Annotated in this window: 14 protein-coding genes; 4 read left to right on the top strand and 10 right to left on the bottom strand. The window is 70.4% G+C overall.

What is annotated here, in order from left to right; all coding sequences use genetic code 11:
• Positions 1-219 precede the first annotated feature (219 nt).
• Positions 220-1,527 carry a lipopolysaccharide biosynthesis protein RfbH gene (gene rfbH, locus BJ998_RS24785; RefSeq protein WP_184865317.1) on the top strand — a complete coding sequence of 436 codons (1,308 nt, stop codon included), beginning with the start codon at positions 220-222 and terminating at the stop codon, positions 1,525-1,527.
• A 54-nt stretch (positions 1,528-1,581) separates the two neighbouring features.
• Here the strand turns inward: rfbH and BJ998_RS24780 are convergent, their stop codons facing one another.
• A complete protein-coding gene (locus tag BJ998_RS24780) occupies positions 1,582-2,826 on the bottom strand; it encodes a cytochrome P450 (RefSeq protein ID WP_184865315.1) in 1,245 nt (414 codons plus the stop codon).
• 237 nt (positions 2,827-3,063) lie between these two features.
• Here BJ998_RS24780 and BJ998_RS24775 point away from each other — a divergent pair, with 237 nt between their 5' ends.
• Both BJ998_RS24775 and BJ998_RS24770 read left to right on the top strand, forming a co-directional pair.
• Entirely contained in the window at positions 3,064-4,332 is a 1,269-nt protein-coding gene (locus BJ998_RS24775; RefSeq protein ID WP_184865313.1) for a cytochrome P450 family protein, read from the top strand.
• Positions 4,333-4,422: 90 nt separating this feature from the next.
• Positions 4,423-4,746 carry a non-heme iron oxygenase ferredoxin subunit gene (locus tag BJ998_RS24770; RefSeq protein WP_184865312.1) on the top strand — a complete coding sequence of 108 codons (324 nt, stop codon included), beginning with the start codon at positions 4,423-4,425 and terminating at the stop codon, positions 4,744-4,746.
• A gap of 68 nt (positions 4,747-4,814) precedes the next feature.
• Here the strand turns inward: BJ998_RS24770 and BJ998_RS24765 are convergent, their stop codons facing one another.
• From BJ998_RS24765 to BJ998_RS24740, 6 genes are all read right to left on the bottom strand, one after another.
• Positions 4,815-5,348, bottom strand: coding sequence for a nuclear transport factor 2 family protein (locus tag BJ998_RS24765; RefSeq protein WP_184865310.1), 534 nt, complete (start codon positions 5,346-5,348; stop codon positions 4,815-4,817).
• 154 nt (positions 5,349-5,502) lie between these two features.
• The gene (locus BJ998_RS24760; RefSeq protein WP_246488645.1) at positions 5,503-6,849 is read right to left on the bottom strand and encodes a cytochrome P450 family protein; all 1,347 of its coding nucleotides are present in this window, start codon (positions 6,847-6,849) and stop codon (positions 5,503-5,505) included.
• 102 nt (positions 6,850-6,951) lie between these two features.
• A complete protein-coding gene (locus BJ998_RS24755) occupies positions 6,952-7,770 on the bottom strand; it encodes a methyltransferase domain-containing protein (protein WP_184865308.1) in 819 nt (272 codons plus the stop codon).
• Between the two features lie 138 nt (positions 7,771-7,908).
• Positions 7,909-9,087 carry a cytochrome P450 gene (locus BJ998_RS24750; protein WP_184865306.1) on the bottom strand — a complete coding sequence of 393 codons (1,179 nt, stop codon included), beginning with the start codon at positions 9,085-9,087 and terminating at the stop codon, positions 7,909-7,911.
• Positions 9,088-9,323: 236 nt separating this feature from the next.
• The gene (locus tag BJ998_RS24745; RefSeq protein ID WP_184865304.1) at positions 9,324-10,547 is read right to left on the bottom strand and encodes a cytochrome P450; all 1,224 of its coding nucleotides are present in this window, start codon (positions 10,545-10,547) and stop codon (positions 9,324-9,326) included.
• 176 nt (positions 10,548-10,723) lie between these two features.
• Positions 10,724-12,181: a DHA2 family efflux MFS transporter permease subunit gene (locus BJ998_RS24740; RefSeq protein ID WP_184865302.1), complete on the bottom strand. Its 1,458-nt coding sequence runs from the start codon at positions 12,179-12,181 to the stop codon at positions 10,724-10,726.
• Positions 12,182-12,283: 102 nt separating this feature from the next.
• Here BJ998_RS24740 and BJ998_RS24735 point away from each other — a divergent pair, with 102 nt between their 5' ends.
• Positions 12,284-12,871, top strand: coding sequence for a TetR/AcrR family transcriptional regulator (locus BJ998_RS24735; RefSeq protein WP_184865300.1), 588 nt, complete (start codon positions 12,284-12,286; stop codon positions 12,869-12,871).
• Positions 12,872-12,912: 41 nt separating this feature from the next.
• On the opposite strand, the gene BJ998_RS24730 is transcribed toward BJ998_RS24735, so the two are convergent.
• Genes BJ998_RS24730 through BJ998_RS24720 form a run of 3 tightly spaced genes read right to left on the bottom strand, consistent with a single transcriptional unit; the run spans position 12,913 to position 15,605 of the window.
• Positions 12,913-13,812 carry an ROK family protein gene (locus BJ998_RS24730; RefSeq protein ID WP_184865297.1) on the bottom strand — a complete coding sequence of 300 codons (900 nt, stop codon included), beginning with the start codon at positions 13,810-13,812 and terminating at the stop codon, positions 12,913-12,915.
• A gap of 3 nt (positions 13,813-13,815) precedes the next feature.
• Complete coding sequence (locus BJ998_RS24725) at positions 13,816-14,517, bottom strand: HAD-IA family hydrolase (protein ID WP_184865295.1); 702 nt, start codon at positions 14,515-14,517, stop codon at positions 13,816-13,818.
• An 11-nt stretch (positions 14,518-14,528) separates the two neighbouring features.
• A complete protein-coding gene (locus BJ998_RS24720) occupies positions 14,529-15,605 on the bottom strand; it encodes a Gfo/Idh/MocA family protein (RefSeq protein ID WP_184865294.1) in 1,077 nt (358 codons plus the stop codon).
• Between the last annotated feature and the right edge of the window lie 54 nt (positions 15,606-15,659).

The following is a 15,659-nucleotide window of genomic DNA, read 5'->3' as shown; positions in this document are numbered from 1 at the left end:
TCTTCCTCCCATAAGGCGTCGCCTGACGGCTCGTGCCGATTCCAGCTTGCCCACCCGGCCGGACGGGGCCATCACCAACGTGAATAGTCTCGGCCGCCCGCCCGGCGCCGCCCTATCACGTTGAGGGATGCCGCGCCGTGACGCCGCTTCCTAGCCTGGAGCCGAGGGATTCACGACTGCACAGGTGCGGCGGTCTCCCCTGAGCCGGGAGGAAACGACATGGTCGACTCAGCCCGATCGCGCCTGCTGGAGCAGGTTCGCGGCTACCACGACGCCCAGTCCCCCGGGACGGCGCCGTTCATTCCGGGCCAGACACCGATCCTGTCGTCCGGGGCGGTCCTGGACGCCGACGACCGCGAAGCTCTGGTGGCGGCCGCGTTGGACATGCGGATCGCCTCCGGCACGATCGCCACCACGTTCGAGTCCCGCTTCGCCCGGACGCTCAAGCGGCGCAAGGCGGTGCTGACCAACTCCGGGTCGTCGGCGAACCTGTTGGCGCTGAGCACGTTGACCTCGCCGACGCTGGGCGACGAGCAGCTCAGGCCGGGCGACGAGGTGATCACCGTCGCGGCCGGGTTCCCGACCACGGTGAACCCGATCCTGCAGAACGGCATGGTGCCGGTCTTCGTGGACATCGAACTCGGCACGTACAACACGACGGCCGAGCGGGTCGAGGAGGCCATCTCCCCGCGCACCCGGGCCATCATGATCGCGCACACGCTGGGCAACCCGTTCCCGGTGGCCGAGGTCGCCGAGATCGCCGAGCGGCACAACCTGCACCTCATCGAGGACAACTGCGACGCCGTCGGCTCGACCTACAACGGCAGGCTCACCGGCACCTTCGGCCGGTTCTCCACGGTGTCGTTCTACCCGGCCCACCACCTGACCATGGGCGAGGGCGGCATGCTGCTGTCCTCGGACATCAAGCTGGCCAAGCTGGCCAAGTCGTTCCGCGACTGGGGCCGCGACTGCTGGTGCGAGCCCGGTGAGGACGACCGCTGCCTGAAGCGGTTCGAACTGCAGCTGGGCACGCTGCCCGAGGCCTACGACCACAAGTACGTGTTCTCCGAGGTGGGCTACAACCTCAAGAGCACGGACATCCACGCCGCGCTGGGGCTGAGCCAGCTGGCCAAGCTGCCGGACTTCATCGAGGCCCGCAAGCGCAACTGGCGCCAGCTGCGGGAGGGCCTGGACGGGCTGCCGGGGCTGCTGCTGCCCGAGGCGACGCCGGGCAGCGACCCGAGCTGGTTCGGCTTCATCATCACGGTCGAGCCGGACGCCGGCTTCGACGTGCCGGACGTGGTGAACTACCTGGAGGCGCGCAACATCCGCACCCGGCGGCTGTTCGCCGGCAACCTGACCCGGCACCCGGCCTACATCGGCAAGCCGCAGCGCATCGTGGGGCCGTTGACCAACAGCGACATCGTGACCGAGCGGACGTTCTGGGTCGGCGTCTACCCGGGCATCACCACCGAGATGATCGAGTACGTGATCGGCACGCTCAAGGAGTTCGTCGCCACCCACTGAGCCACACCCGAGAGGGAGCCCCGTCCACCGGACGGGGCTCCTTCTCGTATCCCGCTACCAGGCGACCGACAGCGCCAGCACGCCGTAGTTGATGGTGTCGGTGCGCAGCGGAACCTCCTCGGCCGGCACGGCCAGCCGCAGATTCGGCAAGCGGCGCAACAGCTCGGTGAAGCCGACGGTCAGCTCCGTGCGGGCCAGCTGCTGGCCGAGGCACTGGTGCACGCCGTGGCCGAACGCCAGATGCGGGCTGCGGGCCCGGGTCACGTCCAACCGCTGCGGATCCGCCCAGTGCCGTTCGTCCCGGTTGGCGGCCAGCAGCGAGATCGCCACGGTGCCGCCGGCCGGGATCTGCTCGCCCCCGAGTTCCAGCTCCTCCTTGGCGAACCGGAACAGCCCGCTGTTGACGATGGGCAGGTAGCGCAACAGCTCCTCGACGGCGTCACCGATGCGGGACGGGTCGGAACGCAGCGCAGCAAGCTGCTCAGGGCGTTGCAGCAGCACAAAAGTGCCCAGTCCCAGCATGCTGGCGGTGGTCTCGTGGCCGGCGAACAGCAGCAGGTTGGCGATGCCGACCAGCTCGTCGTCGGTCAGCGCCGGATCGGCGCCGGCGTCGTGGACCAGGCCGGAGATGATGTCGTCGGTGGGGTTGTCCCTCTTGTCGGCGACCAGCCGCAGCATGAACAGCCGCTGCGCCTCGGCGTTGGCCACCGCCTGCTCGATCGGCAGGTTCGTCTGCAGCAGCACCGCCGCCCGCTGCTGGAACTCGGCCCGGTCCTCGTAGCGCACGCCCAGCAGCTCGCAGATCACCAGCAGCGGCACCGGAACGGCGAACTCGGCCACCAGGTCGGCGCCGGTTCCCTTGGCTTCAAGCGCATCCAGCCGCTCGGTGACGATCTGCTCGATCCGCGCGGTCAGCTGCCGCATCCGGCGGACGGTGAACTGCCCGGTGAGCAGCCGGCGGTAGCGGCTGTGCTCGGGCGGGTCCATGTTGATGAACGAGCCGGCCCGGGCCTTGTCGTCCCGCAGCCGGTCGGCGACTTCCTTCGGCAACTGCCGGAACCTCGGGTGGTAGCGGAACCGGTCGGCCGAGAACCGGGAGTCGGCCAGCACCGCGCGGGCCTCCTCGTACCCGGAGACCAGCCAGAACGGGTCACCGCCGGGCAGCGTCGACCGCGTGACCGGGGCCTTCTCGGCCAGGGCCAGCAGGGTCGGCGGCGGGGTGAACGGGTCCTCGCGGCGCGTGATCTCGGGCGGCAGCGGCGCCCGCAGGGACTGGTAGGCGGCCGGCTTCTCGGTCACCGCGGTGGCCTCCCTCGTCTGTCCGGAGTGGACGGTGGCACACGGCCGCCGATCCTCCACCAGGCTAGGGCGGACGGCGGCCGCCGGGCATCCCCCGGCCTGACAGCACCACACCTATCAGGTTGGGGGATGCTCAGCCCGCCGCCCCGTCCCTACCGTTGGGCGGACCGGGCCGAAGCGCGCCCGCCCCACGCCAACGGATCGCTCTGCCTGTCGACACGAAAGGGATGTGGGCCAATGACCACCACCTCCGACACTTCGGCCGAACCGGTCATGGACCTGTTCGCCCCGGAAGTCGTCGCCGACCCGTGGGGGGCGCACGCGAAGATCCGCGAGCAGCCGACGCTGCAGATCGGCGGCTTCATGGGCGGCCCGCCGATGTTCCTGGCGGCCCGCTACGAACACGTGCGCCAGATCCTCACCGACCCGCGGTTCCTGTGCAACCCGCTGGTCGAGGACCCCGACGCCGACATCCGCAACGGCGTGTTCCGGCACCTGAACGTGTCCGAGGACCTGATCCCGTGGCTGAAGAACCTGATCAATGCCTCGGACGGCGAGGAGCACGCCCGGCTGCGCAAGCTGGTGTCGTACGCGCTGACCAACCACCGGGTCAGCAAGTTCCGCCCGCGGGTCGAGGAGCTCACCTCGAAGCTGCTCGACCACCTGGCCGAGATCACCAAGGACGGCGAGTCGGTCGACCTGGTGCAGGAGTTCTGCTACCCGCTGCCGGTCACCGTGATCTGCGAGCTGGTCGGCGTGGACGAGCAGGACCGCGCGCAGTGGCGCTCCTGGAGCGACGCGATGGCCACGCTGAACGGCGAGACCCTGGAGGGCGAGGTCCGCGCGACCCTCGCGCTGGCCCGGGACATGCTCCAGCGCCGGCGCGACAACCCGCAGGACGACCTGATCACCGCCCTCATCCAGGCGCAGGCCGCCAACCCGGGCATCGCCACAGACGACGAACTGGTGGGCATCCTGTTCAGCCTGGTCACCGCCGGGCACCAGACCACCACCTACCTGATCGGCAACTCGGTGCTCGCGCTGCTGGAGCACCCCGACCAGCTGCAGCGGCTGAAGGACGAGCCGACGCTGTGGCCGCAGGCCGTGCGTGAGCTGCAGCGCCTGGGCCCGATCCAGTACGGCCAGCCGCGGTTCGCCACCGAGGACGTCGAGCTGGGCGGCGTGATCGTGCCGAAGGGCATGCCCATCGTGCCGATGATCATGGCCGCGAACGCCGACCCGCGGAAGTTCCCCGAGCCGGAGAAGCTCATCGTGGACCGGCTCTCCGTCGGCTCCGAGAGCCACCTGGGCTTCGGCAAGGGCATCCACCGCTGCCTCGGCCAGCACGTCGCCTACCTGGAGGCGGAGGTGGCGCTGCGCGGGCTGTTCACCCGGTTCCCGGACCTGCACCTGGCGGTGCCGCGCGAGGAGGTGCCGTGGATCCTGCGGCCCGGGTTCACCCGGACCAAGGACCTGCCGCTGTTCCTCGGCAAGCCGGCCTCCTGAGGCCGAACCGTTTCACCCGCGGGTCCTGGCGGTCCGGTTCCCGGGCCGCCAGGACCCGTGTCACCACGATTTCCCGTGAGATGGGGCGCCATGTCGCAAGCGATCAGAGTGTGTGCACTGTCCGAACTGGACGACAACAAGCCGTTCGCCGTCGAGGTCGGTGACGTGCCGGTCGTGCTGGTGCGCGACGGCGACGAGGTGCACGCCCTGCGCAACGAGTGCTCGCACGCCTTCCTGAAGCTGTCGGACGGCGAGGTCACCGAGGGCGAGATCGAGTGCTGGATGCACGGGGCGTGCTTCGACCTGCGCACCGGCGAGCCGACCGCGCCGCCGGCGCTGGAGCCGGTCGCCGTCTACGCGGTGCGGATCGACGGCGACGACGTGTTCGTGGACCCGAGCACCAGGCTGAACTGACCGCCCACAGCGCACAGATCAAGGCCACCCTGGGGAATCCCCACCAGGGTGGCCTTTCGTTCGTCCGGTTACTTCTGGACGGCCCACAGCAGGTCGCCCTCGATGTGCGACACGCGCCAGCCGTTGGCCGTGCGGGTCGCCTCGAAGTGCATCTTCGAGCTGAGCCGCATGGTGGGCTCCGGGGCGAGCTTGCCCTGCGGGGTCTTGCTGCTGCCGAAGAGCTGGTCCACGTCCGCCTGCGCGGTGGCCTTGTCGCCGTTGACGTCGACGATGACGTTGGTGACGACGTGCTGGGTCCGGTCCTCGTTCTTGGCCGCCGCCGACGCGTTGGCGATGACCTTGTCCGCGCCGGTGGTCACGCCGCCGCCGGGGTTCTTGACGGTCACCCCGTCGGCCAGCACGTCCTTTTCCTTGTCGTACTGGTTCTTCTCCATGTTGTCGTAGAACTTGTAGATCAGCTGCGTGATGTCGCCGCGGTCGTCGCCCTTGGGGGTGTCCGCGGCGTTGCTCGCCGGGGCGCCGCAGCCCGTCGCGAGGAGGGCGGCGGCCAGGACGGTCGCCGACAGCCCGACCGCCGGACCGACTCTGCCTGCATGCTTCATGATCGTGCCGTCTCCCTTGTCGCCGTCATCGATGATCTTGTGTTGTGGGTAGGTTAGTTCGCCTTCTCCGAACTGGAGACCGGTTTGAGAACACTGATCCCACCGCTGATCGCGCAACGATCGGCGGTGGGATCCATGGCCGTGCCGCCGGCCGCTACGAGGCCGAGACGTTCAACCGGACGGGCAGCCGACGCAGCCGCCACGAGCCGGGCATGTTCTGCCGCTCCAACTCCTCGGCCGGCACCGCGAGCTCCATGTGCGGGTAGCGGTTGAGCAGGCTGCTGAACGCCACCTCGAACTCCTGCTTGGCCAGGTGCGCGCCGAGGCAGTAGTGCAGGCCGGCGCCGAAACCGACGTGCAGCTCGCGCTGGATGTCGGCGTGCCGGCTCAGGTCCAGCTTGTCGGGCTCCGGGAAGTAGCGCGGGTCGTAGTTGGCCGCGACCAGCATGCCCATCACCCGCTCGCCCTGCCTGATCAGCTGGCCACCGAGCTCCACGTCCTCGACGGCGTGCCGGAACTGGGTGCTGTGCAGCGGGCCGCACCAGCGCATCAGCTCGTGGATCGCGCCCGGCAGCAGCGCCGGGTTGGCGCGCAGCTTGGCCTTCTCCTCGGGGTGGGTCAGCAGCGCGACGGTGCCGTTGCCGATGGTCTGCGACGAGTTCTCGGTGCCGGCCAGCACCAGCGTCAGCACCATGGTGATCAGCTCGGTCTCGGTGAGCCGGTCGCCGGACTCGTCGTGCGCGTCGATCAGCGCGGACAGCAGGTCGCCGGTCGGCTCGGCCCGGCGCAGCTCGACCAGCTCGGTGATCTGGTCGATCATGCCCTGCAGCGGCTTGTTCTGCGCCCCCGGCGTCAGCGAGAACGCGTCCTTGCCCCACTGCCGCCACTGGGGCCGGTCGGCCTCGGGAATGCCGATCAGCTCGCAGATGACGTTGATCGGGAACTTGTAGGCGAAGTGCTCGATGAGGTCGACCACGCCGGCCGGATCCTCGTCGTTGTCCTCGGCCTCGATGCGCTCCATCTCGTCGAGCAGCCAGTTGTTGATCTCCTCCACCCGCGGCCGCATGTCGGCGACCCGCCGCGCGGTGAAGGCCCGCGACACCAGCCGGCGCAGCCGGACGTGGTCCTCGCCGTCGGCGTCGAGCAGGCTGCTGGTGAAGATCTTGATGTACTTCTCTTCCAGGCCAAGGGCCTCGACCAGCTCGTGGTGCACGTTGTCGACGTTGGCGCCGGGAACGCTGCCGGGGTTGTTGGCGAAGCGCTTGTCCCCCAACATCTCCTTGACGTCGTCGTAGCGGGTGATCAGCCACACCGGGGTGGGCGAGCTGGGATACACCGCCCGGATGACGCGTTGTTCCTCGCGCAGTCTGGAATAGCCCCGGAACGGGTCGCTGAGCAGCTGCGCGTCCGTCATGTCCAGCGGGCAGGTCTCGGTCGTCGTGGCGGCGGCCATGGGGCAGGTGCCGGCGGCGGCGTCCAGGGTCTCGCTGGTGGTGTCCATGTTCCCCTCCAAGGGTGATGTGTGCGGGCCTAGCGGAGGAACGGCCGGATCGTGGACGCGTGCCGCACCGTCACGTCCACTGTGGACGCTGAGGCCATGTGGTCAGGCCGGCTTGCGGGCGGTCAGCAGGACATAGCCCACCGACGGCTCGTCGCTGAACTGGCGGAACCGGCGCAGCGTGGTCTGGAACTGCTCCGGGCCGATGTGGTGCTCGGCCGCCTCGCGGGCCGCCTCGAACCGCTCGGCCGCCTTGCCCCACGACGGCCGCGTGCCGTCGCTGACGTCCTCGACGCCGTCGGGCTCCAGGCCGGCCGCGCGCAGCTGGTCCTGGTACTCGTCGAGCTCGACGAGCTTGAGCGCGCCCATCGACACCAGCTCGCAGCTGGAGGCGTCGGCCGGGCGGCCGTCGACACTGCGCAGAAAGAAGTCGCCGAGCGCGAGCCGGCCGCCGGGCCGCAGCACCCGGGCCGCCTCGCGGACCACGTGCCAGCGATCGGGCATGTGGTGCAAGGACTCCAACGCCCACACGAGGTCGAACGACTCGTCCGGGAACGGCATGTCCATCGCGTCGGCGACCTGGAACGACAGCCGGTCGGCCAGGCCGGCCGCGGCCGCCCGCTCGTTGGCCCGGTCGATCTGGCCCGGGGCGATCGAGATGCCCACGCCCGAGATGCCGTGCGCGGTGGCCAGCCGGATGGCCGGTTCGCCGTTGCCGCAACCGATGTCGAGCAGGCGGTCCCCCGGCTTGGCGGCCAGCAGGGCGGTCAGCTTGTCGGTCAGCCGGGTGGTGGCGTCGTCGAACGACTCGTCGGGATCGCCGCTCCAGAAGCCGTGGTGCAGGTTCGCGCCCCAGAGCTGGTCGAGCAGGTCCGCGAAGCTGTCGTAGGCCTCGCCAACCTTGAACGGTGTCGGCTTCGTCACCAGTACCCCTCAAGCCTCGTTCTTTCCCGGGCGTAACGATTCGTAGGCTAGGTCGGGTCCGGCCGGCCGGGCATCCCTCGCCTTGATAGCCGTCTGACCGGCCGATTCACCGTCCGTGGTGGACCGATCGCGGCGGGCTCACTCCGTGTCGACCAGCAGCGGCAGCTTGTCGATGCCGCTCATGATCGGCAGCGGCCGGAACACCGGCGGGTCCTCCGGATCGGTGCACAGGAACGGGTAGCGGTCCAGCAGGATCTCCAGCGCGATGCGGCCCTCCAGCCGGGCCAGCGGGGCGCCGAGGCAGAAGTGGACGCCGCGGCCGAAGGAGAGGTGGTTGTTGGGGTCGCGCGCCGGGTTGAAGGTGTCGGGTTCGGGAAACGCCTCCTCGTCCCGGTTGGCCGCCGCCAGCCACACCATCACCAGCTCGTTGGCGGGAATGCGCTGCCCGCTCAGCTCCACCTCCTCGTTGGTGAGCCGGGAGACGGCGGAGAACGGCGGCAGCAGCCGCAGGGACTCCTCGATGACCGCCGGGATGAGCTCGGGGTTCTCGCGCACCTGCTCCTGCCAGTACGGATAGGTGTCCAGGCACAGCACCGCGTTGCCCAGCAACATGGTCGTGGTGATGTGGCCGGTGAGCAGCAGCACGAAGCCGAAGTTGACGATCTCGCTCTCGGACAGGCGCTCGCCGTCCACCTCGGCCTCGACGAGCTTGGACAGCAGGTCCTCGCCCGGGTTCTCCCGGCGCTTCGCCACGTGCTCGGCGATGTAGCGCAGGACCTCCTCGGCCCCGTTCATGACGACCTTCTCGTCGCCGTCGGCCTCGATGAAGATCTCCTCGCGGCCGTGGAACATCATGTCCACCCACTGCTTGAACAGCGGTCGGTCCTCGGCGGGCACCCCCAGGAGCTCGGCGATGACGATGACCGGCAGCGGGTAGGCCAGCTCCTCGATCAGGTCGAACTTGTCCCGGCCGGCCAGGCCGTCCAGCAGCTCGGCCGTGACCGCGGCGATCCGCGGTTCGAGCCCCGCCACCACCTTCGGCGTGAAGACCCGGCTGACGATCTTGCGCAGCTTGGCGTGCGGCACGCCGTCCATGCGCAGCAGGTTGCCCTCGTTGAGCCGGTCGTCGATGGGGATCTTGCGCTGCACCTCGGAGGAGTAGGTGGCCGGATCGTTGAGGATCCGCAGCGCGTCGGCATGGCCGTAGACGTTCCACACCTTGGACGCCTCGTCGAAGGAGACCGGCGCGGCCGGCCGCTCCCCGTGCAGCCAGAACAGCGATCGGGGAGCACCCCAGGTGTCGGCAACTGCGGCCATGACGTTCCCTTCTGACGGAACGGGTTCTTCGTGAGATCAGTCGCGCCGGTGACGGCGCCTGAAGCTTGCGGCCCCCGCCCGGGCCGGGACCATCCCTTGGTTTGGTGGACTTTCCGGCGCGAAACAGGGCCGAGCCCGGTCGACCACCATGGAGGGGTGTGGTCGACCGGGCCGGCGTCGGGGGGCGGGTCGGTCGGGACCGACCCGCTCGGTGGAGCGACTTTCGGTTGTGCGGGCTACCAGGTCACCGGCAGCCGGAACACGCCGGTGATCGTCGAGGTGACCTTGAACGGCACCTCGTCGAGGTCGACGGCCAGCCGCAGGGTGGGGATCCGGCGGAACAGCGTGGCGAACACGATCTCCAGCTCCACCCGGGCCAGGTTCTGGCCCAGGCACTGGTGGATGCCGTAGCCGAAGGTCACGTGCTGGCGGTCGCCCCGGCGGGCGTCGAAGGTGTCGCCGTCGGCGAAGCGCTCCTCGTCCCGGTTGCACGAACCGAGCGCCAGCACCACGCCGTCGCCCGCCTTGATCGTCACGCCGCCGATCTCGATGTCCTCCTTGGCCACCCGGACCATCACGTCGAAGATCGGGTAGTAGCGCAGGATCTCCTCGACGGTCGCGACGATCATGTCCGGGTCGGACTGCAGCTCGGCGATGACGTCGGGGCGCTGCAGCAGGCCGATGGTGCCCAGCGCGATCGCGTTGATGGTGGTCTCGTGCCCGCCGATCAGCAGGTTCTGCGCCATGCCGACCAGCAGGTCGTGGGTGTAGACCTCGGTGTCCCGGTTGCGCAGGACCAGCCGGCCGAGCACGTCGTCGCTGGGTTCGCGCTCCTTCTCGGTGACCAGCTCGTCCAGGAACCTGGCCAGGTCGTCCGCGGCCTGCAGCTGCTGCTCGGGGGTGCTGCCCGGCAGCTGCAGAGTCAGGGTGCGGTCCTGGAAGAACTCCCGGCTCTCCAGCGGCACGCCGAGCAGCTCGCAGATCATCCGGGACGGCACCTGCGTGGCCAGGTCGGAGATCAGGTCGGCCGGCGGCCCCGCGGCCAGCATCTCGTCGATCCGGTCGTCCACGATCTTCTGGATTACCGGCCGCAGCTCGTTGATCCGACGCAGGGTGAACTCGTTGGCCAGCATCCGCCGGGGCGCGGTGTGCTCCGGCAGGTCCAGCGCCAGCAGCGACTTGGCCTGGGCGCTGAAGCCCTTGCGCAGCACCGACTGCACCGGCCGGCGCAGCGGGAAGTTCGGGTGGCTGCGGTCGGCGCTGATGCGCTCGTCGATCAGCAGCGCGCGGACGTCGGAGTACCGGGTGACCAGCCACGCCTCCTGCTCGGTCGGCAGCGAGACCTTGATGATCGGCTGCTCCGCGCGCAGCCGGCGGTAGTCGCCCGCCGGCTCCGGCACCGACGTGCGCTCCAGCGGGAACGGCCGTGGCCGCTGGCACTCGAGGGTTGTCTCGCTCATGACGTACTCCATCGAAGAGGATTCCGGGTCACCGAGAACGACTCACCGGCTGCCTCGGCCGTGTGACCGGGTCGCTGGCGTGGGGCGGGCACACTGCCCCGTCGGGGAACCATAGGAAGGACGAATCCGCCCAACATCCCCCAACCTGACAGCGCTGGCGGGCCCGAAAGGCCAGCTCAGGCCTCGGCAGGGACTTCGGCTCCGGCGGTGGTCTCGGCGGCCGGCGCGGGCTTGGGCCGGCCGGGCAGCAGCAGGCACAGCGGCACGGCCAGCGCGGTGAGGCCGATCGACCACCAGAAGGTGGTGCTGAACGCGTGGGTGAGGGCGGTCAGGTCGGTCGCGCCGGCGGAGGCCCGCTGCAGGATCACGGCCAGCACGGCGATGCCCAGCGAGCCGCCGATCTGCTGGATGATCAGGACGATCATGGTGGCGCTGGGGATGGACGCGTGGTCCAGGCCGACGTAGGCGGCGCTGGCCAGCGGGATGGTGGCGACGCCCATGCCGAGGCCGCGCAGCAGCAACAGGCCCGTCAGCACCAGGTTGGACGTGTCGGCGGTGACGAACGTGAACGGCACGGTGGTCAGGACCACGGCGGCGAACCCGATCAGCGCGACCCAGCGGGCGCCGACCTTGTCGGTGTAGCGCCCGGCGACGAACCGGGACAGCAGCGTGCCGATGCCCTGCGGGATGAGCAGCAGGCCGGCGCCGAGAGCGTCCTCGCCCCGGGCCTGCTGCCAGAACAGCGGCAGCAGCAGCATCGCCCCGTACAGGGTGGCGCCGCTGAGGAAGTACAGCACCGAGGACGAGGCGACCGAGCGGTGGCCGAACAGGGAGATGTTGACCAGTGCCTTGGCCCCGCGTGGCAGCGACCGCACGATGAAGACGGCGATCAGGACGGCGCCGGCCAGCAGCGGGATCAGCACCTGGGGAGCGCCGAAGCCACCGGCGCCGCCGATCTGGGACAGGCCGTAGATGAGGGCGGCCGCGCCCGGCGGCAGCAGGAGGATGCCGACGACGTCGAGCGGCGGCCGGTCGCCGGCGGGCTTGTCCTCCGGCAGGTTCCGGACGGCGAGCCAGAGGCCGACGACACAGAACGGGATGTTGATCAGGAACAGCAGCTGCCAGATGCCCGAGGCCAGCAGCAGGCCGCCCAGCACCGGGCCGAGGATCGGGCCGAGCGCGATGGGCAGCGAGACGGTGGCCATCAGCCGGCCGGTGTTGCGCCCCCGGGCGGCCTGCATGATCAGCGTCATCATCATCGGCATCATCACGCCGGCGCTGACGCCCTGCAGGACCCGGAACACGATCAGGCTGGTGACGTCCCAGGACAGCGCGCACAGCACGGAGCCGACCAGGAACAGCCCGAGCGAGCCGAGCCAGACCCGCTTGCCGCCGAGCCGGGACTGGAACCAGCCGACGAGCGGGATGGCGACGAACATGGCCAGCAGGTAGCCGGTGCTCACCCACTGGATCGTGCCGAGCGGAGCGCGCAGTTCGCGGGCGAGGTCGTTGATGCCGACGCTGACGATCGTCGTGTCGAACATCGGCGCCAGCGCGCCGACGATGATCGTGAACGCCAGCTTCAGCACCTCGGGGTCGATGCGTTCGGAAGCGGGCTTGCTGGACGAGGACATTGGGCACATCCCAAGATACGTCGCTGTTTCTTATTGACGGCTACTGTAGGTCGGCCGGTTAAGATACGCAAGTGTGTCTTGCACGTGAGTGAGGGAGTACCGATGGGCGAGCGGCGACGGGGCGCGGTCCTGGAACAGGCGCTGCTGGACGCGTCCTGGCAGGAGCTGGAGGAAGGCGGCTACGCGCGCTTCACCATGGACGCCGTCGCGGCGCGTGCCGGCACCAGCCGCCCGGTGCTGTACCGGCGCTGGAGCGACCGGCTCGAGCTGATGCGCGCGACGATCGTGCACGTCCTGGAGCGCAACCGGGTCCAGGCGCCCGAGGACACCGGCTCGCTGCGCGGCGACCTGCTGGCCCTGATGCGGGAGATCAGCCGGACGCGGGCGCAGTTCGTCACCATGATGGGCGTGCACCTGGCCGGCTACTTCGAGGAGTCCGGCACCAACCCCGCCGACCTGCGCGACGCCATCCGGTACGGCCGCCCGCACGCATTGGACGTCGTCTACGAGCGGGCCGCCGCGCGCGGGGAGATCGAGCCTTCGCGGCTGTCCGCCCGGATCCGGGGGCTGCCGTTCACCATGCTGCAGTTGGAAATGCTGCAGACCCTCAAGCCCGTGCCGGACGAGACGCTCGAGGAGATCATCGACACGGTCGTGATGCCGCTGCTGCGCAGCGGCGGCGAGGGCTGAGAGGCAGGGCGAGAGTGGTCACTGCCGGCCCGGGCTGAGGCTCACTGCCCGATCAGGCGGGCCAGCGACACCGCGCCGTGCAACGAAGACAGGCCGCCGAGCTTGGCCGGCGCGACCGGCAGCGGGTCGTGGCCGGGCCGCGCCAGCGCGGCGAGATGCGCGGCCACCCGGTCGATGATCTCGGGGATGCCGGCCGCGAAACCGCCGCCGATCAGCGCGCGTTGCGGATGAACCAGTTCCTGCACGCCGGCGACCGCCGCGGCCAGGGCCCGGCAGGTCTGGTCGATCGCCGTGACGGCCCAGGATTCCTCGTCTTGCAACGCATCCCGCAGCTCGTCGAAGGGGACGGCCGCGCCCCGCAACAACTCCGCGCGGCGCAGTGTGGCCGGGCCGGAGGCGATCGCCTGCAGGCAGCCGCGCCGGCCACAGACACACCGAGCTCCGCCCAGGTCGACGATGACGTGCCCGATCTCGAACGATCCCCGGCCGAGCCCGGGGCACGGCTCGCCGCGCAGCACGAGACCGCCGCCGATACCGGTGCCGACGCCGATGTAGAGCAGGTCGTCACAGCCGGCCGCCCGCGCCTCGGCCAACGCACCGACATCACCGTCGTCCGCACAGACGACGGCCGCCTCGGGGAACAGCTTTCGCAGCGCCGCACCGAAGTCGACGTCCGTCCACTCCGGACGGCTGGGCCAGGCGGTGACCCGACCTTCGGCGTCGACGGTCGCCGGCATGGCAACGCCGACCGCTCGCAACGGCGTTCCGAGCAGTGCCCGCATCTTGGCGACGTGCTCGGCGAGCTGGTCGAGATCCCGGGCAGCGCTGAGCCGGGGCGCCCAGGCGAACGAGGTCTCCTGGACACACCCGGCGTCGTTCTCGGCCCGCAGGGCGACTTTCGTGCCGCCGACGTCGATGCCGAGGTAGTGGGCCGTCTCCACGCGTCAGCGAACGGCGGGGACGGCCGGGCAGAGCGCGAGCAGGTCGGCCGGCCGCTGCAGCACCACGTCGGGGCCGGCGGCAAGCAGCTCGCCGATGTCGTCCGGCGGGGCCCACAGCGCGGCGGCCGCGGCGACGCCGGCGCCCTGGGCGCTGGCGATGTCGGTCGGCGCGTCGCCGATCATGATGGCCTTCTCCGGCTCCACGCCCAGCAGGTCCAGCGCGTGGAACACCATGTCCGGGGCCGGCTTCGGCCGGGGCACCTCGTCCGAGCCGATGACGTGCGCGAAGAACGGCAGCAGGCCCAGCTGACCGAGCAGGTCCCGGGCACGCGGCCCGGTCTTGCCGGTGGCGATGGCCAGCTTCATGCCGCGCACCCGCAGCGTGAGCAGCAGTTCCAGGATGCCGTCGAAGACGTGGACCTGGTCGGCGAGGCGGTAGCTCTCGCGGACGAACGGCTCCTCCATCTCCAGCGGTAGGTTCATGATCCGCATGATGTCCGGGAAGTACCGGCCGAGGTGGCGCCGGTACTCCTTGAACGGCGCGGGACCGTCGCCGACCACCTCGTTGTAGGCGATGGCGAAGGCCTCGCTCATCACCGCGAAGCTGTCGACGACGACACCGTCGAGATCGAAGATGACCGCGTGCCTGACCGAGACCGAGGGATCCGCCTCGGCATCGGGCCGGTCGACGATCGGGTACGCCATGGGGCACCTCTCTACTGGTACGCGGGCACCGCCCGCCGGGCCCGCGCGGAGCCGGCCGACGCGTAGAAGTTCTCGATCACCGAGACGATCGGGCGGGCCTCGGCCAGCGCCTGCCCCCGGGTGGCGGGGTCGGCCAGCATCGCGGCCAGCCGGTCCACCTGCCGGCCGTACTCGACGCCGATCGGCTCGGTCGGCAGCGCGACCCGCGTGGTCGTGCCCTCGCGGGCCAGCGTCAGCACCGGCTCGGGGTCGCGGTTGGGGCTGAACCCGAAGGTGCACCGCAGTTCCACGATGCCGCCGCTGCCCTCGACCTGGATCAGCGAGACGTCCTTGTCCTGGTGCGAGGCCCAACTTGCCCGCAGCGACACGGAAATCCCGTCCTCACGGACGAGGAAGCCGCGCGCGGTGTCCTCCACGTCGGCGGCGGCCGCGCCGGGCTCGTCCTGCCGCCACGCCGCCCGCCACGCGCCAGCGTTGACGAAGTCGTCCGACGTCACGCCGATCACCTGCGTGAAGGCGGCCGGGCCGGCCAGGAAGGCGAGCGTGTCGAGCAGGTGCCAGCCGAGGTCGAACAGCGCTCCCCCGCCGGCCTTGTCGCGCTGGGTGAACCAGCCGCCCGCCCGCGGCACGCCCCGGGCCCGGACCCAGCCCAGGCTGACGTGCCGAATCTCGCCCAGGTCGGGCAGGAGCCGGTGCAACGCCTGCACATCGCCGCGGTAGCGGGCGGCGCTGCCGGCCAGCAGCATGCCGCCGGTGCGCTCGGCCGCCGCCAGGACGTCGACCTCGGCCGAGGTCAGGCACACCGGCTTCTCGATGAACACGGAGATCCCGGCGGCCAGCAGCGCGCCGGCCACCTCGACGTGCAGGTGGTTCGGCACCGCGACGACGGCCAGGTCGATGTCGAACGCGGTCAGGGCATCGATCGCGGGGTACGCGGGAATGCCCGTCTCCTCGGTGAACGCCTGCCGCGACGCCGGATCGGCGTCGACGGCGGCGACCACCTCGAAGTCGGCGTGCTCGCGGAACCGGGGCAGCCACAGCTCACGCCCCGCCCACCCGAGCCCGACGACGGCGACCCGCACGCTCACTGCGGGCGCCTCGCTAGCGCTCGGCGTCCGCGTTCGCGGACGCTCTGCGTTGAA

The organism is Kutzneria kofuensis, from assembly GCF_014203355.1.
Classification (GTDB): Bacteria; Actinomycetota; Actinomycetes; order Mycobacteriales; family Pseudonocardiaceae; genus Kutzneria; species Kutzneria kofuensis.
Note: the sequence above shows the minus strand (reverse complement) of the source record. Positions and strands in the feature narration are given on the sequence as shown.